The sequence below is a fragment of the Niveispirillum fermenti genome (genome assembly GCF_052474395.1).
In genome coordinates, this window is the sequence record NZ_CP156681.1 from 1,502,268 (window position 1) to 1,521,408 (window position 19,141).

Below are 19,141 nucleotides of genomic sequence, written 5' to 3' on the forward strand. Positions count from 1 at the left end.
TCCATGCTCCGCCTCTACGATCATCTTTCCTCAGGGAACGGCTACAAGTGCCGCTGGCTGCTGACGCAGCTCGGGCATCCGTTCCAGCGCGTGGAAATGGATATCGACAGGGGTGAGACGCGGACGCCGGAATTCCTGGCGCTCAACCCCAATGGCCGCATTCCCATGCTGCGGCTGGCGCCCGGCGACTTTCTGGCCGAAAGCAACGCCATCCTGCGCTGGCTGGCCGAGGATACGTCCTTCTGGCCGGATAACCGCCGGGACAAGGCGGCCGTCCTGCAATGGCTGTTCTGGGAACAGTACAGCCACGAGCCGAACATCGCGACGGCCCGGTTCTGGATCACGCACAAGGTGGCGATGGACCCGGAGCGCATCCATGCCCTGATCGCCAAGCGCGAGAACGGGCATGCGGCGCTGAAACTGATGGAACGCCACCTGACGGGCCGTGACTGGTTCGTCGGGCAGAACGCCACCATCGCCGACATTGCCTTATATGCCTATACCCATGTGGCGGAGGAGGGGGGCTTCGACCTTGCCCCCTATCCCGCCATCCGCGACTGGCTGGACCGGTTCGCGGCCCAGCCCAACCACATCAAGATCACCGACGCCGTGGGCACGCCCGTGTCCGTGGCCGATGCACTGACTTCCGAACGCCAAGGGGCCTGACCATGACCGACGCCAATATTCACGCCGGTGAGATTTTCGCGGCCGAATACGTTGCCAACAAGGCCCTGCTGGACACCACCGCCTTCGTCGATACCGAACAGCATGATGCCTGCGGCGTCGGCTTCGTGGCGGCCATCGACGGCAAGCCGCGGCGCGAGGTGGTGGAAAAGGCCGTGGAGGCGCTGCGCGCGCTCTGGCATCGCGGTGCCGTCGATGCCGACGGCAAGACGGGCGACGGTGCGGGCATCCATGTGCAACTGCCCCAGTCTTTCTTCCGCGAGCATGTGGTGCGCACGGGCCATCCGCTGCCCCAGGGGCTGATCGCCGTCGGTCAGGTCTTCCTGCCGCGCACCGACCTGTCGGCGCAGGAGCGTTGCCGCGCCATCGTGGAGACGGAGATTCTCAACTGGGGCTATACGATCTATGGCTGGCGCCAGGTGCCGATCAACATCTCCATCATCGGCGAGAAGGCCAACGCCACAAGGCCGGAGATCGAGCAGATCATGGTCGGCAACCCCAAGGATGTGCCGGAAGACCAGTTCGAGCGCGACCTCTACATCATCCGCCGCCGCATCGAGAAGGCGGTGGCGAGCGAGCAGATCGGCGGCTTCTATATCTGCACCCTGTCGGCGCGGTCCATCATCTACAAGGGCATGTTCCTGGCCGAGCAGTTGACGGCCTTTTATCCCGATCTGCTGGATGAACGGTTCGAGAGCAATTTCGCCGTCTATCACCAGCGCTATTCCACCAATACCTTCCCGACCTGGCAATTGGCCCAGCCGTTCCGCACGCTGGCCCATAATGGCGAGATCAACACGCTGCGCGGCAACGTGAACTGGATGAAGGCGCATGAGACCCGGATGGATCATGAGCTGTTCGGCGCCTGGGTGGAGGATCTGAAGCCCGTCATCCCCGTCGGCTCGTCCGACAGCGGCGCGCTGGACGCCGTGTTCGAACTGATGATGATGGCCGGCCGCTCGGCGCCCATGGTCAAGACCATGCTGGTGCCGGAAGCCTGGTCGAACAAGGAGGTGATGCCCAAGGCTCACCGCGATCTCTATTCCTATTCCAACGCCGTGATGGAGCCGTGGGACGGCCCGGCCGCCCTGGCCATCTATGATGGCCGCTGGGTCGTGGGGGGTGTGGACCGCAACGGGTTGCGCCCGCTGCGCTATGTCATCACGGGCGACGGTCTGATCATCGGCGGTTCGGAAACCGGCATGGTCAAGATCAATGAGCAGGCCGTGGTGGAGAAGGGCCGCCTGGGTCCGGGGCAGATGATCGCCGTCGACCTGAAGGAAGGCCGGCTGTTCCATGACCGGGAGATCAAGGACAATCTGGCGGCCCAGCGGCCCTACGGAAACTGGATTGGCGAGATCACGGTTCTGGATGATCTGGTGAAGAAGGCCCCGGTGGAGCCGGCGGAACTGTCCAAGGACGAGTTGCGCCGCCGCCAGCTTGCCTATGGCATCACCATGGAGGATCTGGAACTGATCCTGCAGCCCATGGTGGACGACGCCAAGGAGGCCGTGGGCTCGATGGGCGACGACAGCCCCATCGCCGTGCTGTCCGACAAGTATCGCGGTCTGCACCATTATTTCCGTCAGAATTTTGCCCAGGTCACCAATCCGCCCATCGACAGCCTGCGCGAAACCCGCGTCATGTCGCTGAAGACGCGGCTGGGCAACCTGGGCAATATCCTGGACGAGGATTCGACCCAGTGCCGCCTGCTGCAACTGGAAAGCCCGGTGCTGACCAGTGCCGAATTCCGCGCCATGCGCAAATATATGGGAACCACGGCGGCGGAGATCGATTGCACCTTCGACCCGGCGGCCGGCGACAATGCCCTGCGCGACGGGTTGCGCCGCATCCGTCAGGAGGCGGAGGACGCGGTGCGCGGCGGTGCCACCCATGTCATCCTGACCGATGAGGCCATGGACGGCACCCGTGCGCCCATGCCGATGATCCTGGCCACCGGTGCGGTTCATACCCACCTGATCCGCCAGCAGCTTCGCACCTTCACCAGCCTGAATGTGCGATCGGGCGAATGTCTGGACGTGCATTATTTCGCGGTGCTGATCGGCGTCGGTGCCACCACCGTCAACGCCTATATCGCCCAGGAAGCCATCGCCGACCGTCATCGCCGCGGCCTGTTCGGGCAGATGAGCCTGGAAGACTGCCTGAAGCGCTACAAGAAGGCCATCAATGACGGCCTGCTGAAGGTCATGTCCAAGATGGGCATCTCCATCATCAGTTCCTATCGCGGCGGCCTTAATTTCGAGGCGATCGGCCTGTCCCGCTCCCTGGCGGCGGAATATTTCCCCGGTCTGCCGTCCCGTATCTCCGGCCTGGGTCTGCTGGGTATCCAGGAAGAGGTGCTGGGCCAGCACCAGACGGCCTATGACGAGGATGTGGTGGCCCTGCCGGTCGGCGGTTTCTACCGTTTCCGCAAGGGCGGCGACCGCCATGCCTGGGAAGGGGGCCTGATCCATCTGATGCAGACGGCCGTCGGCACCGACAGCTTCTCCACCTTCAAGAAATATTCCGAGGCCCTGCACAAGCGGCCGCCCATCAACCTGCGCGACCTGCTGGACTTCAAGCATGGCGCCAAGGCCGTGCCGGTGGACGAGGTGGAGAGCATCACCAGCCTGCGCCGCCGCTTCATCACGCCGGGCATGTCGCTGGGCGCCCTGTCGCCGGAAGCGCATGGCACGCTGAACGTCGCCATGAACCGTATCGGCGCCCGCTCGGTCAGCGGGGAGGGTGGTGAGGACCCGGCACGCTTCAAGCCGGACGCCAATGGCGACAACTGGAACAGCGCCATCAAGCAGGTGGCGTCCGGGCGGTTCGGCGTGACGGCGGAATATCTGAACCAGTGCCGCGAGATCGAGATCAAGGTGGCCCAGGGCGCCAAGCCCGGTGAAGGCGGGCAGTTGCCCGGCTTCAAGGTTACCGAACTGATCGCCAAGCTGCGCCATTCCACGCCGGGCGTGATGCTGATCAGCCCGCCGCCGCACCATGATATCTACTCGATCGAAGACCTCGCCCAGCTCATCTATGACCTGAAGCAGATCAACCCGATCGCCAAGGTCTGCGTGAAGCTGGTGTCGCGCTCGGGCATCGGCACCATCGCGGCCGGCGTGGCCAAGGCCGGTGCCGATATCATCCTGGTCGCCGGCCATAATGGCGGCACGGGGGCCTCTCCCCAGACGTCGGTCAAATATGCCGGCGTGCCGTGGGAAATGGGCTTGTCGGAGGTGCAGCAGGTGTTGACGCTGAACCGCCTGCGCCACCGCGTGACGCTGCGCACCGATGGCGGCCTGAAGACCGGCCGTGATATCGTGATGGCGGCAATGCTGGGGGCGGAGGAGTTCGGCATTGGCACGGCGGCCCTGGTCGCCATGGGCTGCATCATGGTCCGCCAGTGCCATTCCAACACCTGTCCCGTCGGGGTCTGCGTGCAGGATGAGGCGCTGCGCGAGAAGTTCACCGGCACGCCGGAAAAGGTGGTCAACCTGTTCAGCTTCATCGCCGAAGAGGTGCGTGAGATCCTGGCCGGGCTGGGCTTCCGCACCCTGAACGAGGTGGTGGGCCGCGCCGACCTGCTGCATCAGGTCAGCCGTGGTGCCGCCCACCTGGACGACCTGGACCTGAACCCGCTGCTGGCCGTGGCCGATCCGGGCGAATATGCCCGGTACTGCACGCTGGTCGGCCGCAACGAGGTGCCGGACACGCTGGACGCCCAGATGATCAAGGACGCCCGCGCCCTGTTCGAGGACGGGGAGAAGACCCAGATGCAGTATCACGCTCAGAACACGCACCGTGCCATCGGCACGGCGCTGTCGGGCATGATCACCCGCAAGTTCGGCATGAAGGGCCTGCAGCCCGGCCACGCCACCGTCCGTCTGCGCGGGTCGGCCGGCCAGTCGCTGGGTGCGTTTGCGGTGCAGGGTCTTAAGCTGGAAGTGTTCGGCGACGCCAACGACTATGTCGGCAAGGGCTTGTCGGGCGGCACCATCGTGGTCCGTCCGCTGACGGCCAGCCCGCTGAAGACCAACGAGAACACGATCATCGGCAACACGGTGCTGTACGGCGCCACGGCCGGCAAGCTGTTTGCGGCGGGCCAGGCCGGTGAACGGTTCGCGGTCCGCAATTCCGGTGCCACCGTGGTGGTCGAAGGCTGCGGCTCCAACGGCTGCGAATACATGACGGGCGGCCTCGCGGCCATCCTGGGCAGGGTCGGCGACAATTTCGCCGCCGGCATGACGGGGGGCATGGCCTATGTCTATGACGAGGAAGGCAGCTTCCCGTTGTTCGTGAACCCGGAAAGCGTGATCTGGCAGCGCCTCGAAGTGCCGCATTACGAGGACCAGTTGAAAGCCCTGATCCAGGAGCATGTCGACGAGACGGGCAGCCGCTGGGCAGCCCAGCTTCTGAATGATTGGGAACTGGTGCGGGGCAAATTCTGGCAGGTCGTGCCGAAGGAGATGCTGAGCCGGCTGCCGGTCCCCGTTACGGCAGCGGAACGACTGAGCGCGGAGTAAGGATATCCCCTGTTCTGGTGAGCTCCACTCACCGGGATCGGATGAGGACAAGTAAGGATAGGGGGCCGTAAGGCCCCCTTTTCCTTTTCATGCGCGACTCGGGATGTCAGGCTTTCTGCGGGTTACGAGTCGCAGGCCGGACCGGGCCTTTCGCTTCTATCCTTACCTGTGATGCGTATCTGCATTGATCAGAACCGACGGTCCTGATCAATGCAGCTCTCATGCGCCGGGCGCCGCCATCCGGCGGCTGGGCTTGCGCGCGTATGGGCGCGCCAAACAAGGTGCGATGAGTTCAAATCACCGCAACTTGGTATGAGGTGAAGAGAGTCTGTAAGGAACAGGATATGGCAAGGGCTGCCGGCCCATGATCTGGGTCCTCCAATGCAAACCGGCGCCCCTGGTGGGGCGCCGGCCTGTTTTACCCATAGAACGTGAAGCCTGATTATTATGCGGCACTGACCTCTTCGGTCTGGGCCAGCAGCGCGTAAAGGGCATCACCCGTTTCCGCGCCGCGCAGCTTGTCGCACAGCGCCGGGTCCCGCAGCAGGCGGGACACACGCGCCAGCGCCTTCAGGTGATCCGCACCAGCCCCTTCCGGGGCCAGCAGCAGGCAGATCAGATCCACCGGCTGCTCGTCGATCGCCTCGAAATCGACCGGCTTCTCCAGCCGGGCGAAAATGGCCATGACGCCGGGCAGGCCCGGCAGCTTGCCATGGGGAATACCGATGCCACGCCCCACGCCCGTGGTGCCCAGCCGTTCACGTTCCACCAGCACGTCGAAAATCGATCGCTCGTGCTGGCCGGTCAACTCGGCCGCCTTCCTGGCCAGTTCCTGCAAGGCCTGCTTCTTGGAGCCGGCCTTGAGGTTCGGGAGGATCGCCTCCGGCGTCAAAAGATCATTCATCGTAGCCGAAGGCGCCTGCAATGAAGGGGATACGGAGCGCAAGGAAAGAGCCATGGGGTACGCATCGCCTTACTGTTTCAACGAACCGTTCGCACCGGCGGGATCGACCCAGCCGATATTGCCATCCGGGCGGCGGTATATCATGTTCAAGCCGCCATGTGCCCGGTTACGGAACATCAAGGCCGGCAATTCCGCAAGGTCCATGCGCATCACGGCCTCGCTGACGGTCAGCATTTCGATGGCGGTTTCCATCTCGGCGACGACCGTGCCGTAATGGCCATTGGCCTCCGGCGGGGTGTTTTCATCCTCCTCATAATCGTCTGTTTCCGCGGCCGCTTCAAGGATGTACTTGCGGGCCGGCTGAACGGGAAGCTGGTTCAGGTTCGTTCGCTCGTGATGGTCCTTCAGCCGGCGCTTATAGCGGCGCAGGCGCTTGGCGACCCTGTCGGCGGCTTCGTCGAAGGCGGGGTAGGGTTCCGTCGCTTCGGCGTTCGATTGCAGCAGGATGCCGCGGCCCACATGGACCTGGATATCCGCCTTGTACAGATGAGCATCCTTGGAAAGGATGACCGTCGCCTCTATCGGATTGCCGAAATATTTCCCGACCAAGGATGCCAGCTGATCCTTCACGTGGGTCCGCAGGGCATCTCCCACATCCAGTTGCTTGCCTTTGACGGTGACTTGCATATTCGACCTGTCGTTTAAGGGCGCATGGCCATATTGAAGGAACCGTCGACCCGGGACCGGCATCCAGACCGGGAGTGCCCCAGGACAGGTCTTCCTTCAACGGCCAGCGCAGGGACTACAACCCAAGGGCCTTCTCCCGACGGCGCTGGACTGAAGAGGGTATCTTCATACCCTCACGATACTTTGCGACCGTCCGTCGTGCAATGTCGATCCCGTCCGCCCGCAGGATTTCGACGATTTTATCATCCGACAGCGTGTCGTCCGCCTTTTCCGCATCGATCAGGGCCTTGATACGATAACGCACGGCTTCCGCCGAATGGGCCGCCTGACCGTCGGCACCTTGGATGGCGGAAGTGAAGAAGTACTTAAGTTCGAAGACCCCGCGGGGGCTGGACAGGAACTTATTGGTGGTAACCCGGCTGACGGTGCTTTCATGCATGCCGATGGCCTCCGCGATGTCGCGCAGGATCAGCGGTTTCATGAATTGCAGCCCATGCAGGAAAAAGGCGTCCTGCTGGCGCACGATCTCGGTCGCCACCTTCAGGATGGTGTTGGCCCGCTGATGCAGGCTTTTCACCAGCCAGCTCGCCGACTGGAACTGCTCGGCGATATATTCCTTTTCCTGCTTGTTGCGGGCCCCGGCATTGACGCGGGAATGATAGCGCTGGTTGACCAGCACGCGCGGCAGCGTGTCGTTATTCAGTTCCACGATCCAGCCGCCGCCGGGGCTGGCCCGCATCAGGATGTCGGGCACCACCGTCTGCACCGGCTCGAAATCGAAGGCCAGTGCCGGCTTGGGGTTCAGGGCCTTGATCTCGGCCACCATGTCCGACAGGTCCTCGGCGTCGCAGCCGCAGACCTTCAGAAGCTGTTGCAGATTGCGGGCCGCCAGAAGGGGCAGGTTGTCCAGCAGCGCCTGCATGCAGGGGTCCAGCCGGTTCTTCTCCCGCAACTGGATGGCCAGGCATTCCGACAGCGTGCGGGCGAAGATGCCGGCCGGGTCGAAGCGCTGCAGGCGCTTCAGCACGGCTTCCACCTGTTCCAGCCCGCAGCCCAGTTGCACGGCCACCTCTTCCAGGCTGCCCGTGAAATAGCCGGCCTCGTCCAGGTGATCCATCAGGGCGAAGGCCACCATGCGATCCGCCCGGTCGGACAGATCCATGGTGATCTGTTCCTCCAGATGGTCGCGCAGCTTGGGCCGCTCGGTCAGCGTCGCTTCGAAACCGGATTCGTCATCGTCGAACCCGCCACCGCGGGACGACCAGTCGCCGAACTGTTCCCCGGACCCCAAGCCGGCGCTTTCCATGTCGGCCGTGGAACTGTTGGTATAGACATTCTCGAAATCGGTATCCAGCGGTGCGTCACCGGAGGCGCCCAGCCGGTCGCTGGTGGCCAGTTCCACCGTGTCGGCCACGCGACCCTCTGCCGGAACGGGGGCCGCTTCCTCCCGGTCTACGCCGTTGGCGGGGGCATCGTTCCAGCCCTCCCCGTCGTCGCGCTCCAGCAGGGGGTTGCGTTCCAGTTCCTGGTCCACATAGTCGGCCAGTTCAAGGTTGGACAATTGCAGCAGCTTGATGGCCTGCTGCAATTGCGGCGTCATCACCAGCGACTGTGACTGACGTATATCGAGCCGTTGCTGGAGCGCCATTTCCCTGAAAACACCACCGGTTAAGGGGTGCGGCCGGATTGCGGGGCGTCAAACCCCGGGACCGATCCGCCTGATTGGCACAACAGTACGAATCTCGGCCCCATATCGCAACAATTACGGCCAAAAGGCGGAATTCCTGAAACGCGGGGCTAGGGCCAATGGCCTATGCACAGCGTCACCGGCCCGGCCGGGGACCCATGGCGGCAGCCCGAACAGAAACGGGACGCAGGATTGTCAGAGGCTGAAGCGTTCGCCCAGATAGACGCGGCGCACATCCTTGTGGGCCACAATCTCCGACGGCTTGCCTTCCATCAGCACGACGCCGTCATGCAGGATATAGGCGCGGTCCACGATATCCAGCGTCTCGCGGACATTGTGGTCGGTGATCAGCACGCCGATGCCGCGTTCACGCAGGTGGCTGACAAGTTCGCGGATCTCGTTCACGGCGATGGGGTCCACGCCGGCGAATGGTTCGTCCAGCAGGATGAAGTGCGGCTGGCTGGCCAGGGCGCGCGCAATTTCCGCGCGCCGCCGCTCGCCGCCCGACAGGGCCAGGGCCGGCGTGCGGCGCAGATGGGTGATGGAAAACTCGGCCAGCAGTTCGTCCAGCCGCTGTTCGCGCACGTTGCGGTCAGGCTCCACCACCTCCAGCACGGCGCGGATATTGTTCTCCACGGACAGGCCACGGAAGATGCTGGCTTCCTGCGGCAGATAGCCGATGCCCAGCCGCGCACGGCGATACATGGGCAGGTCCGTCACATCCATCCCGTCCAGCGTGATGGACCCGTGATCGGGCAGGATCAGGCCGGTGATGATGTAGAAGCAGGTGGTCTTGCCCGCGCCGTTGGGCCCCAGCAGGCCGACGGCCTCTCCCCGGTTCACCGACAGGCTGATGTCGCGCAGGACGGGCCGGCCCTTGTAGGCCTTGCCGATGCGCGAGGCGACGAGCCCCGCATTTTCCGCCACCAGACGGGGACCGGTCGAGCCGGGCTGATCCTGGGTCGGTTGGGTCATGGCGTGGAACTCCCCTGCGGGTTGGCCGGCGCCGGCTGCTGCGGCACGCCGCCTTCGCCTTGCCGGTTGGGAATAAACAGGCCGCGCACACGCTCGCCCGACCCGTCACGGGGCGGGGCGGACGTGCCGGCCGGGGCCGGTGCGCCGGGCACGCGCGACAGGATGCGGCTGACACCCGATCGCAGGTCCACCTCGGCGGCGGGGCCGTTCAACTGGTTCTGGCCGCGCGTGACCCGGACATTCCCGGTCAGCAGCGCCATCTCGCTGTCCAGATCGTATGTGCCCTTCTCGCCGCGCGCCGTTTCGGACTGGGTGGTGATGACGACATTGCCGTCGCCATCGACGCGCGAAAGGCCCAGCTTGTCCTGGTCGTCACGCGCCAGCAGGGCGACCAGACGGTCGGCGCGGATGCGGTCCTTGTCGCGCGCCGCCAGGGCGTCGCCCCGCGCCACGGCCAGTTCCTGCTCGCGCCAATATTCCAGGCTGTCGCGTGCCGTGACGGTTTCCGTCGGCGTGGTCAGGCGCAGGCCCTCGCCCGTCAGCACGGCCACAGACCGATCCAGATCGTAGATGGCGCGCGAGCCGTAGGCCACGCGGTCATTGTTCGTGATGCGCACATTGCCTTCCGCCAGCAGACGGTAGACCTCGTTGCCGCCATTCTCCGCCTTGCGGAAATAGGCGGCCAGTGTGTCGGCCGTCAGGGCCATGTCGTCCTGCGTGGCCGTGGCCCCGCCGCGCGCGATGGCGACCTGCTGCTTGTCATGATACTCGAAACCGCCGGGTGCCTCGATATCGATGGGACGGGACCCGCCGATATCCAGGGATGGGGTAGCGGCGGCCTCGGGCGCCCCCGGGCCCTGGGGGGCATCGGGTCCCTGCTGCGCCAGGCCGGTGCCGGCGGCCAACGTCAGCCCCAGCGCCAAAGGCGCCAGCCGGCGTGCCCACACCTTATGTCCGCGCGATACAGCCATCATGGCGCCGTTTCCCCCGGCTTCTCGTTACTTGTGGTCTTGCCGGCGGCACCGAAGGTCCGAAGGCGTGCATGGCCCGTGAAGACCAGGGTGTCGCCATCGTTCAGCACGCGGAAGCCGCCGGCCTCCACCGTTCCAAGCGGTCCCTGGCCCTCCACCGGGCGGTTGCCCCAGGCGATGCCCTGCTTCACATCCAATGTGGCGGCCGGCGTGCGCAGTTCATAGCCCGATCCATGGTAGAAGGATACGGCCCCGTCCAGGGTCAGCACCTGGCGGTCCTGGTCATAGATGCCGGTCTCTGCGGCCATGGCCAGCCATGTTCCCTGCTTCAAGGTGATATCGGCCTGGGGGGCCGACAGATCCACGACCGAACCCTCCCCGCCCTGTTGTGCTGCGCGCTGCGCCCTGATCTCGAACGGCTGGTCGCTGGTGTCGGTACCCAGATAGCGGGCCTGGGTCAGTTCCAGGTCCCCTTGCGCCGGGCCGGGGCGCGACTTGTCCGGCGACCCGCCCAGCAGCGGCCAGATGAAGATGGTCAGCAACACCGCGCCGGCCAGGGCCGGCAAGGCCACCCGCGCCACCCGCACCGCCCGCGTATGGGCATAGGGGTCCCGTCTGCCGCCTGCGGACAGGCGTGCCGTGGTCGGCCGGCTGGACGGGGTTTCAGGCAGGGCCATCAGGGCGGGACGTTCCTTTGGATAATGTTCAGGCAGATGACAGCATGGTGTTTGTTGGCGGCAATTCTGTGACGCGCCGCACAGGGCCGGCCCGCCATGCGGGGCGCGCGGGGCTCAGTGCGAGAAAATATCCGGCTCGTCCCAGCCCAGCAGGTCGAGCTGGCCGCGCGCCGGCAGGAAGGCGAAGCAGGCCTGTGCCAGTTCGTGCCGGCCCTCGCGTTCCAGCAGGGCATCCAGCTTCTGCTTGATCTGGTGCAGGTACAGCACGTCGGACGCGGCGTACTTCAGCTGCTCCTCGTTCAGTTCGGCGGCGCCCCAGTCGCTGGATTGCTGCTGCTTGGACAGTTCGATCCCCGTCAGTTCCTTGCACAGGTCCTTCAGGCCATGCCGGTCGGTGGAGGTGCGGACCAGCTTGGACACGATCTTCGTGCAATAGATGGGCTGGCAGACGATGCCCAGCGCATGGCGAAGAACGGCCACGTCGAACCGGGCGAAATGGAACAGCTTCAGCGTGCCCGTGTCGGACAGAAGGCGGGCCAGGTTCGGGGCCGTCCTCTGGCCCCGGCGGATCTGCACCAGATGCGCGTTGCCGTCCCCGCCGGAAAGCTGCACCAGACACAGCCGGTCGCGGATGGGGTTCAGGCCCATCGTTTCCGTATCGACGGCTACCACGGGACCGAGGTCGAGGCCATCGGGCAGGTCACCATCATACAGCGTGATCGACATGGGTGCGGTTCCTTGGCAGGCATTCAGGAGGGGGAGGGGACAGGGTGGTCTTCGCCAGGTGTTCCAGGCCCCGGCTCATCTTCCTTATCGGTTGCCTGCCCCGCCGTCGCAAGGGCCGATGCCGCAAGGGTCCGATGCCGGGAAGGGGCAAGGCCCAAAACGCTTCAGGCCGCCGGGGGTGCCGGCGGCCTGAACAGCGTTACTATCGGAATGGTGCCCAGGAGAAGACTCGAACTTCCACGCCTTGCGGCACAGGTACCTGAAACCTGCGCGTCTACCAATTCCGCCACCTGGGCATTTCCGAACCGCGCCGCCCGTCGTTGCCGTCGGGTGGTGCGTCGTGGGGCGGGTGTATAGCGACCCGCGCCGGAGGCGTCAACACATCTTTTGCAGAAAATCGGAAGGCGGCATTTCCGGCCCGTGTCGGGCTGGCACGGGGCCCCAAAAACGCTTCAGGCCGCCGGGGATGCCGGCGGCCTGAACAGCGTTACTATCGGAATGGTGCCCAGAAGAAGACTCGAACTTCCACGCCTTGCGGCACAGGTACCTGAAACCTGCGCGTCTACCAATTCCGCCATCTGGGCGTTTTCCGAACCGCATCCATCCGTCGTTGCCGTCTGGCAGTGCGTCGTGGAGGGGGCTTATAATGACCCGCTTCGGTGTCGTCAACAGATGTTTTTCATGGTCGGCCGGCTTTTTCGGCATGCCGGTCGGGCTATATGCCGGTCTGTGCTATCATCGGCACCATACAGGGCGGGAGGCAGGCGGTCATGGGCGATCTGAACGGGCGCAAGGCGGTTCTGTTCGGCGGGGGCGGGTTCATCGGCCGCCATGTCGTGCAGCGGCTGACGCGCGCCGGTGCCATGGTCGTCATTCCGTCCCGCCGGCCGGGCCTGCTGGCCGGCCTGCGCCCGCTGGGTGAGGTCGGGCAGGTGGTGCCGGTGGCGGCCGACATCCATGACGATGCCTCCGTTTCGCGCGCGGTGGCCGGGGCCGATATCGTCATCAACCTGATCGGCATCCTGGCACCGGGGCGGGGCGGGGGTTTCGATGCCGTGCAGCACCGTGCGGCGGAACGCATCGCCCGTGCCGCACATGCGGCCGGTGCCCGTCATTTCGTCCATATCTCGGCCATCGGTGCGGATGCTGCCTCGCCTTCCGCCTATGCCCGGTCCAAGGCTGCGGGGGAAGCGGCCGTGTCGGCGGCCTTTCCCGGTGCCGTCATTCTTCGCCCCTCCATCGTGTTCGGGCCGGGTGACGGGTTCTTCGCGCGGTTCGGCCGCATGGCCTGGCTGCTGCCCTTCCTGCCGCTGATCGGCGGCGGGCATACGCGGTTCCAGCCCGTTCATGTCGGGGACGTGGCGGATGCCGTCCTGGCGGCTCTCGTCGTTCCCGCGGCGCGGGGGCGCATCCATGAACTGGGCGGCCCGCAGGTCTACAGTTTCCGCGCGCTGCTGGCCTATACCTGCCGGCAGGCGGGCGTGCCGCACCGGCTGCTGTTGCCGATTCCCTTCGCGCTGGCCCGGATACAGGCATTCTTTATGGAAATGCTGCCCGGCAAGCCCCTGACGCGCGATCAGGTTGAACTGCTGAAATGCGACAATGTGGTGTCCGGCGCCCTGCCGGGGCTGGCCGCGCTGGGTGTCCGCCCGACGGCCCTGGAACTGGTCGTGCCGACCTATCTGAAGCCGCCCGGTGGGGCGCATTGACGGCGCGGGCAGGGCACAGCCCGCATGAAATGCGTGTAATGCAGGGCTTTTTCCGTTGATCCGGGCCCCCCATCCCCCAATATATCCCGCGTGTGCGTACCTCTCAACAGCCCCTGTCGAGGATACTTCGATGGTAAACGGACCCTATAATCCGTATGCGGCGTCCAGCCGGGCCATGGATCAGGCGACTTTCGACGCCGGTCTGCGTGCCCATATGCTGCGCGTCTACAACTACATGTGCATGGCGTTGGCAATCACGGGTGTCGTCGCGTTCGTCGGCGCCCAGAGCGAAGCCCTGGTGGCCCTCATCTACGGCACCCCGCTGAAGTGGGTCGTGATGCTGGCCCCGCTGGGCTTCATCTTCTTCGGCTTCCGGCCCGACCGGATGTCGGCGACGGCCCTGCGAACCAGCCTGATCATCTTCAGCGGCCTGATGGGCCTGTCGATGATGAGCATCTTCCTGGTCTTCACCGGTGCCAGCATTGCGCGCGTGTTCTTCATCACGGCCGCCATGTTCGCCGGCACCAGCCTTTACGGCTATACGACCAAGGCCAACCTGTCCAAGATGGGCAGCTTCATGGTGATGGGCCTGATCGGCATCATCATCGCCAGCCTGGTCAATATCTTCCTGGCGTCCAGCGCCCTGCAATTCGCCATCTCTGTGATCGGCGTCGTGGTCTTCACGGGTCTGACCGCGTGGGATACCCAGAACATCAAGGAGAGCTATGCCTCTTCCTGGGGAGAGGAGGCGAACAGCCGCCTTGCCGTCATGGGTGCCCTGTCGCTCTACCTGAACTTCATCAACCTGTTCCAGATGCTGCTGTCCCTGATGGGCCAGCGCAACGAATAGGATCGTGGCTCAGGTCCGTTGACGCGGGCAGCGCCCGGCATGGGAACCCCCATGCCGGGCGCTTTCGTTTTCGGGCCCCGGTGGGCTTGCGTCGGGCGGCGGCGGTCCCGGCTGCGTCGGGCGGCGTGACAGGGGCCGTGACAAGGTGTCGGCCATCTTCTACCGTGCGGGCGGACCCGACCACCGCCCGCCGTGACGCGCCATGATCCCACAGCCCGCCGCCGATGTTCCCGCGCTTCTGGCGGCCCTGGGCCGGGACCTGGCCCCACCGCTGGACGGCATGTTGTACGATGCCGACCGCTGGGCCCGCCTGCAGGGGCGGATGGAGGCCCTGGTTGCTGCCCGGCAGGAAGGGCGGGTGACGGAAGCGGCCCTGGGCGCGGTGCTGGATGCGGTACCGCCACCCGACACTCTGCGTTCCCGGGCGATCCTGCATCTGCTGCGTGCCCATCTGCTGCTGGACGGCGATGGTGCGACGGCGGCGGTGGATTGCCTGGCCGCCGACCTTTCCGCCGACCGGCCGCGGACCATGCTGGCCCAGGCCGATTATGTGTTGCGCGGCGTCAATTTCGCCCTCTGGTCCAACCGCATCCGGGTAAATGACCCTCATGCCCATGATCTGGCGCTGCGGCGGCTGTGGCATGCCATCCTGCAGGCTTACCGCCCCGCCCTGGCCGGGCGGCAGCCCGTGGCGCGGGCGGACAGGCAGCGGGACCTGATCGTGCTGCTGACGGGCCAGTTCGTGCGCGGCATGCACCAGCCTTCGCTGGATATCGTCGATTTCGCCCGCACGCTGATCCTTCGGCTGGGGCGGCGCGTGGTACTGGTCAATACTGCGGATGGTCCGGTATCGGCCCATTTCCCCTGCCTGGGCGGTTTTACCAGTTCGGCTGATGCCGAACTGGTGGCCATCCGGCGCCTGACGGCCGATGGCCTGCCCATCCCTTTCCGCCACCTGCCGCCCGGCTTCACCAGCCCGGACATGGCTGCCGCCATGGTGGATGAGATCCTGGACATGAAGCCCGACATGGTCCTGTCCTTCGGCACGATGAGCCCGGTGGCCGACCTGTGCCGGGGGCTGGTGGATGTGGTGGCCATTCCCTATGGCAGTTACCTGCCGCTGGCCGAACCCGACTATCTGGCCCTGCCGCGCGTGGTCGGCCCGGGCGACGACGCGGCGCTGGCTGCGGCCGGGCTGACGCGCGGGCGCGTGCTGTCCATCAACTACACCTATGCCCCGCCGCCGGCCGGTGCCCCCCGCAGCCGGGCGGCGCTGGGCGTGCCGGAGGATGCCATCCTGACGGCGATCGTCGGTCTGCGGCTGGCCAGCGAGGTGACGCCGGCCTTTGCGGCGGTGCTGGATGACATGGTGCGGCGGGAACCGCGCCTGTTCTTCCTGTTCGTGGGACCCATGGAGGAATATGACCACCGCGTGGCCCCCTGTCCGCATCTGGCCGCGCGGTCGCGGGCCCATGGCTATGAGACGGACGTGATGGGGGTCCTGTCGGTCTGTGATCTTTATCTCAACCCGCCGCGGGGCGGCGGCGGCAGTTCGGCGGCCTATGCGCTGTCGGCGGGCGTGCCGGCCTACAGCCTGGCCGCGGGTGATGTTGGCACCGTGGTGGGCCCGGCCTTCCATCTGGCCGGTTTCGGCGATTTCGCCGTGGCCGCTGCGCGGCTGGCCGACGATCCCGCCGCGCGCGCGGCGGCCGTGGCGGCGGCCCGCGCCCGCTTTGCCCAATTGTCGTCACGCCAGGAAATGCTGCGGCAAATCCTGGACGGGGTCAGGGCCCTGCGGGCGACAGGATGATGGCGGCCTGATCAGGCCAGCAGCGGGCGGTTTCGGCCAGCGCGTCGGCCCGGTCCCCGGCATTTTCCGGGTTGCCGGGGATGAAGATGGCGCGCCCGCGGCTGCCCGTGTTCAGGGCCAGGGTCAGGCGGTGGCCCCGATCCTGGTCGGTGTCCATGATGGTGAAGCAGCCGCCATGGGTGGCCAGCGCCCGGCAGGCGGCGGCCGTGCCCGCCGTCACGCCCAGCACCACATAGGCCAGTTCGGTCGCGTTCACGCCATCACCCCATCCACCATCCGGCGCCGCTGCCGGGCGATGACGCCATAGCGCGGTGCCAGCAGGATGGAAAGGCCCAGGATGATGCCGGCCAGCGTGGCGATGGCACCCGCGGCATTGACAGCCATGTCATAGCCCAGCAGCGCAGGACCGAAGGCACCCAGCCCATAGCCGCCCAGCCCCGTGGCACCCCCGATCAGCAGCGACAGCGTCACCTGCCCGCCCATGCGGTCGGTATAGAGCCGGGCCGTGGCGGCGGGACAGATCAGCATGGCAATGACCAGGATCGATCCCACCGCCTCGAACGCGGCGATGGCGGCCAGGGCGGCCAGGGCCACGATGGCATGCTGCACCAGCCCGCTTTTCAGGCCCAGCGTATCGGCCAGGGCGGCATCGAAGCTGACCAGCGTGAATTCCTTGAAGAAGAACAGGATGACCGCCAGACACAGAACGAAGACGACGGCCAGTTGCACCACCTGGCGCGGCAATGCCGCCCAGATGGCGGGGTCGGCCAGGTCCGCCCAGCCACGCGGCGCCAGCCACAGGATGGATTCCAACTGGCCGTACAGCACGCAATCGGCATCCAGGTCCACCTGCCGCGCGGCCCCCTGTTCGATCAGCACCACACCCAGGGCGAACATGCCGGTGAAGACCACGCCCATCGCGGCCCCTGCCTCTACCCGGCCCAGGCGTCGCACCAGTTCGATCAGGCCGCCGGCCACCAGGGCGGCCACCAGCGCACCGGCCAGCATGGGAAAGGTGTCGCGCGTGCCGGCGACCAGGAAGCCGGCCACGATGCCGGGCAGCACGGCATGGGCGATGGCATCGCCCATCAGGCTTTGCCGCCGCAGCACCAGGAAATTGCCCACCAGCGCGCAGGACAGGCAGGCGAACAGGGCGGCCAGCAGGGCTGGCAGGTCGATGGAAAGGAAGGTCTGGGCGTCGGGCAGGGTCACGACAGCGGTTCCCCCGCCAGGAGCCGGCGCCGCAGCCGCGCCCGGCGCAGACTGCGGCCCAGCAGCCCGCGCGACGGCGCCACCAGCAGGCTGGCGAAGAAGAAGCCCGTGGCGACCAGCACAATGACGGCCCCGGCCGGCAGGTCGGCGAAACGGGCCGACAGCAGGGCACCGATGCCGCCTGACGCCGCACCGAACAGCCCGGCGATGGCCAGCATATGGCCCAGATCGTCGGTCCAGAACCGGGCCGTGGCGGCTGGGGTGATCAACAGCGCGATGATCAGCACCAGCCCCACGGTCTGCAGGCCCACCACGGTGACCAGCGTGACCAGCGCCATCAGGCCCAGGTCGAAACGGCCCGTGGGCCAGCCCGCGGCGCGGGCGAACCCCTCGTCAAAGGCCAGCAGGCGGAATTCCTTGAAGAATATCCAGACGGCCACGGCCGCCAGCAGGGCCAGTGCGGCCAGGCCCAGCGCCTCGCCCCGATGCATGGCCGCCGTCTGTCCGAACAGGAAGCCCTTCAGACCGGCGGCGTTGGCCGCGGGCAGTTCCTGCACCACCGACAGCAGCACGACGCCGACCCCGAAAAAGACCGACAGCACGGCCCCGATGGCTGCATCCTCCGCCAGGCGGGTCCAACGGGTGATGACCTGGATGGCCGCCACGGACAGGGCGCCGCTGGCGGCTGCTCCGGCCAGCAGCAGGGGCAGCGACCGCCCCTCCACCCCCAGCGCCAGCCCGGCCAGGAAGGCAGCGACCAGACCGGGCAGGGTGGCGTGGCTCAGCGCGTCGCTGACCAGGGCGCGGCGGCGCAGCACCATGAAACAGCCGACCATGCCCGCGGCCAGCCCCAGCGCCGTCGCCCCGCCCAGCACGACCAGCGTATTGTGGCCGATACCACCCATCAGCGTCGTTCCGCCATCGGGCCGGCGGCCTGATGGCCATACAACAGGCCACCGGCCTGATGGCCATAGGTGCTGCGCAGGTTGGCCTCTGTCAGCGTATCGGCCATGGGACCGGCTGCGACCAGCCCGCCATTCAGCATCAGCACATGGTCGAAGGTGGCCGCCACGGTCTGCAGGTCATGGTGGACGCAGATGACGGTCCGTCCCTCGGCGTCCAGTTCGCGCAGCACGGCCAGGATGGCCTGTTCCGTGGCGGCGTCCACGCCGGCCAGCGGCTCGTCCATGAAATAGATGCGCGCTTCCTGGGCAAGCGCGCGCGCCAGGAAGACGCGCTGCTGCTGCCCGCCCGACAATTGGCCGATCTGGCGCCCCGCCATGTCGGCCAGTCCGACACGGTCCAGGGCGGCCATCGCCGCCGCCCGGTGTCCGGGCGTGATGCGGCGGCCCCAGCCGATCAGGCCATACCGCCCCATGGTCACCACGTCCAGCGCGCTGACGGGAAAGTCCCAGTCCACCAATTCGCGCTGGGGCACATAGCCCACCAGGGCACGCTGGCGCTTCAGCGGCCGGCCATAGATCTCCACCTCCCCCGCCAGGGCGGGGGTGAGGCCCAGCACGGCCTTCAGGAAGGTGGACTTGCCCGCCCCGTTCGGACCGACCACGGCCACCAGCCCCTGAGCCGGGGCCGTCCAGGTCACATCGCGCAGGACAAGCCGCTGATGATAGGCGACCGACAGGCCCTTGACGGACAGGGCCCCAACGCCGGCATCGGCCGGCGGCACGAAATTATCGGTGGAAAGGCGCTGCAGCATGCCATC

The 19,141-nt window shown here is 66.3% G+C and carries 16 protein-coding genes and 2 tRNA genes; 5 read left to right on the forward strand and 13 right to left on the reverse strand.

The window, feature by feature from the left end; translation table 11 throughout:
- The first annotated feature begins 3 nt into the window (after nucleotides 1-3).
- Together ABC728_RS18380 and gltB are read left to right on the forward strand one after the other, a co-directional pair.
- Nucleotides 4-666: a glutathione S-transferase family protein gene (locus ABC728_RS18380; protein ID WP_416618285.1), complete on the forward strand. Its 663-nt coding sequence runs from the start codon at nucleotides 4-6 to the stop codon at nucleotides 664-666.
- Nucleotides 667-668: 2 nt separating this feature from the next.
- Nucleotides 669-5,210, forward strand: a complete 4,542-nt coding sequence (gene gltB, locus ABC728_RS18385; protein WP_416618286.1) for a glutamate synthase large subunit — start codon at nucleotides 669-671, stop codon at nucleotides 5,208-5,210.
- A gap of 445 nt (nucleotides 5,211-5,655) precedes the next feature.
- On the opposite strand, the gene ptsN is transcribed toward gltB, so the two are convergent.
- From ptsN to ABC728_RS18430, 9 genes are all read right to left on the reverse strand, one after another.
- A complete protein-coding gene (gene ptsN / locus ABC728_RS18390) occupies nucleotides 5,656-6,114 on the reverse strand; it encodes a PTS IIA-like nitrogen regulatory protein PtsN (RefSeq protein ID WP_416618287.1) in 459 nt (152 codons plus the stop codon).
- A 69-nt stretch (nucleotides 6,115-6,183) separates the two neighbouring features.
- Nucleotides 6,184-6,801: a ribosome hibernation-promoting factor, HPF/YfiA family gene (gene hpf / locus ABC728_RS18395; protein ID WP_416618288.1), complete on the reverse strand. Its 618-nt coding sequence runs from the start codon at nucleotides 6,799-6,801 to the stop codon at nucleotides 6,184-6,186.
- Between the two features lie 115 nt (nucleotides 6,802-6,916).
- Entirely contained in the window at nucleotides 6,917-8,449 is a 1,533-nt protein-coding gene (gene rpoN, locus ABC728_RS18400) for an RNA polymerase factor sigma-54 (RefSeq protein ID WP_416618289.1), read from the reverse strand.
- A 234-nt stretch (nucleotides 8,450-8,683) separates the two neighbouring features.
- Nucleotides 8,684-9,463, reverse strand: coding sequence for an LPS export ABC transporter ATP-binding protein (gene lptB / locus ABC728_RS18405; protein WP_416618290.1), 780 nt, complete (start codon nucleotides 9,461-9,463; stop codon nucleotides 8,684-8,686).
- Complete coding sequence (locus ABC728_RS18410; RefSeq protein ID WP_416618291.1) at nucleotides 9,460-10,437, reverse strand: LptA/OstA family protein; 978 nt, start codon at nucleotides 10,435-10,437, stop codon at nucleotides 9,460-9,462. Before ABC728_RS18410 ends, lptB begins: the two co-directional genes overlap by 4 nt.
- Nucleotides 10,434-11,111: an LPS export ABC transporter periplasmic protein LptC gene (gene lptC, locus ABC728_RS18415; RefSeq protein ID WP_416618292.1), complete on the reverse strand. Its 678-nt coding sequence runs from the start codon at nucleotides 11,109-11,111 to the stop codon at nucleotides 10,434-10,436. The genes ABC728_RS18410 and lptC overlap by 4 nt, the downstream gene beginning before the upstream one ends.
- A gap of 114 nt (nucleotides 11,112-11,225) precedes the next feature.
- On the reverse strand, nucleotides 11,226-11,837 hold the full coding sequence (locus tag ABC728_RS18420; RefSeq protein ID WP_416618293.1) for a ribonuclease D: 612 nt from the start codon (nucleotides 11,835-11,837) through the stop codon (nucleotides 11,226-11,228).
- 211 nt (nucleotides 11,838-12,048) lie between these two features.
- Nucleotides 12,049-12,133: transfer RNA gene (locus ABC728_RS18425), tRNA-Leu, on the reverse strand.
- 203 nt (nucleotides 12,134-12,336) lie between these two features.
- Nucleotides 12,337-12,421, reverse strand: a tRNA-Leu gene (locus ABC728_RS18430).
- Nucleotides 12,422-12,607: 186 nt separating this feature from the next.
- Between ABC728_RS18430 and ABC728_RS18435 the strand changes: the two genes are divergently transcribed.
- The 3 genes from ABC728_RS18435 (at nucleotide 12,608) to ABC728_RS18445 (ending at nucleotide 16,206) form a co-directional block, all read left to right on the forward strand.
- Complete coding sequence (locus tag ABC728_RS18435; RefSeq protein WP_416618294.1) at nucleotides 12,608-13,546, forward strand: complex I NDUFA9 subunit family protein; 939 nt, start codon at nucleotides 12,608-12,610, stop codon at nucleotides 13,544-13,546.
- Between the two features lie 130 nt (nucleotides 13,547-13,676).
- Complete coding sequence (locus ABC728_RS18440) at nucleotides 13,677-14,396, forward strand: Bax inhibitor-1/YccA family protein (protein ID WP_416618295.1); 720 nt, start codon at nucleotides 13,677-13,679, stop codon at nucleotides 14,394-14,396.
- A gap of 202 nt (nucleotides 14,397-14,598) precedes the next feature.
- Nucleotides 14,599-16,206, forward strand: coding sequence for a hypothetical protein (locus tag ABC728_RS18445; RefSeq protein WP_416618296.1), 1,608 nt, complete (start codon nucleotides 14,599-14,601; stop codon nucleotides 16,204-16,206).
- Here ABC728_RS18445 and ABC728_RS18450 read toward each other — a convergent pair.
- From ABC728_RS18450 to ABC728_RS18465, 4 genes are read right to left on the reverse strand one after another with little or no spacing between them, the layout of a single operon-like run.
- Nucleotides 16,181-16,462 carry a hypothetical protein gene (locus ABC728_RS18450; RefSeq protein WP_416618297.1) on the reverse strand — a complete coding sequence of 94 codons (282 nt, stop codon included), beginning with the start codon at nucleotides 16,460-16,462 and terminating at the stop codon, nucleotides 16,181-16,183. The two genes, ABC728_RS18445 and ABC728_RS18450, sit on opposite strands and share 26 nt — an antisense overlap.
- Entirely contained in the window at nucleotides 16,459-17,418 is a 960-nt protein-coding gene (locus tag ABC728_RS18455; protein WP_416618298.1) for a metal ABC transporter permease, read from the reverse strand. The genes ABC728_RS18450 and ABC728_RS18455 overlap by 4 nt, the downstream gene beginning before the upstream one ends.
- Nucleotides 17,415-18,323: a metal ABC transporter permease gene (locus ABC728_RS18460; RefSeq protein ID WP_416618299.1), complete on the reverse strand. Its 909-nt coding sequence runs from the start codon at nucleotides 18,321-18,323 to the stop codon at nucleotides 17,415-17,417. Before ABC728_RS18460 ends, ABC728_RS18455 begins: the two co-directional genes overlap by 4 nt.
- Nucleotides 18,323-19,135, reverse strand: coding sequence for a metal ABC transporter ATP-binding protein (locus ABC728_RS18465; RefSeq protein WP_445376641.1), 813 nt, complete (start codon nucleotides 19,133-19,135; stop codon nucleotides 18,323-18,325). Before ABC728_RS18465 ends, ABC728_RS18460 begins: the two co-directional genes overlap by 1 nt.
- Nucleotides 19,136-19,141: the final 6 nt, after the last annotated feature.

Coding starts and splice junctions, on each gene's coding strand:
- ABC728_RS18435 (WP_416618294.1), top strand. CDS start 12,608: ATGGGCGATCTGAACGGGCGCAAGGCGGTTCTGTTCGGCGGGGGCGGG.
- gltB (WP_416618286.1), top strand. CDS start 669: ATGACCGACGCCAATATTCACGCCGGTGAGATTTTCGCGGCCGAATAC.
- ABC728_RS18420 (WP_416618293.1), bottom strand. CDS start 11,837: ATGTCGATCACGCTGTATGATGGTGACCTGCCCGATGGCCTCGACCTC.
- ABC728_RS18440 (WP_416618295.1), top strand. CDS start 13,677: ATGGTAAACGGACCCTATAATCCGTATGCGGCGTCCAGCCGGGCCATG.
- ABC728_RS18445 (WP_416618296.1), top strand. CDS start 14,599: ATGATCCCACAGCCCGCCGCCGATGTTCCCGCGCTTCTGGCGGCCCTG.
- lptB (WP_416618290.1), bottom strand. CDS start 9,463: ATGACCCAACCGACCCAGGATCAGCCCGGCTCGACCGGTCCCCGTCTG.
- rpoN (WP_416618289.1), bottom strand. CDS start 8,449: ATGGCGCTCCAGCAACGGCTCGATATACGTCAGTCACAGTCGCTGGTG.
- hpf (WP_416618288.1), bottom strand. CDS start 6,801: ATGCAAGTCACCGTCAAAGGCAAGCAACTGGATGTGGGAGATGCCCTG.
- ABC728_RS18380 (WP_416618285.1), top strand. CDS start 4: ATGCTCCGCCTCTACGATCATCTTTCCTCAGGGAACGGCTACAAGTGC.
- ptsN (WP_416618287.1), bottom strand. CDS start 6,114: ATGAATGATCTTTTGACGCCGGAGGCGATCCTCCCGAACCTCAAGGCC.
- ABC728_RS18410 (WP_416618291.1), bottom strand. CDS start 10,437: ATGATGGCTGTATCGCGCGGACATAAGGTGTGGGCACGCCGGCTGGCG.
- ABC728_RS18460 (WP_416618299.1), bottom strand. CDS start 18,323: ATGGGTGGTATCGGCCACAATACGCTGGTCGTGCTGGGCGGGGCGACG.
- ABC728_RS18465 (WP_445376641.1), bottom strand. CDS start 19,135: ATGCTGCAGCGCCTTTCCACCGATAATTTCGTGCCGCCGGCCGATGCC.
- lptC (WP_416618292.1), bottom strand. CDS start 11,111: ATGGCCCTGCCTGAAACCCCGTCCAGCCGGCCGACCACGGCACGCCTG.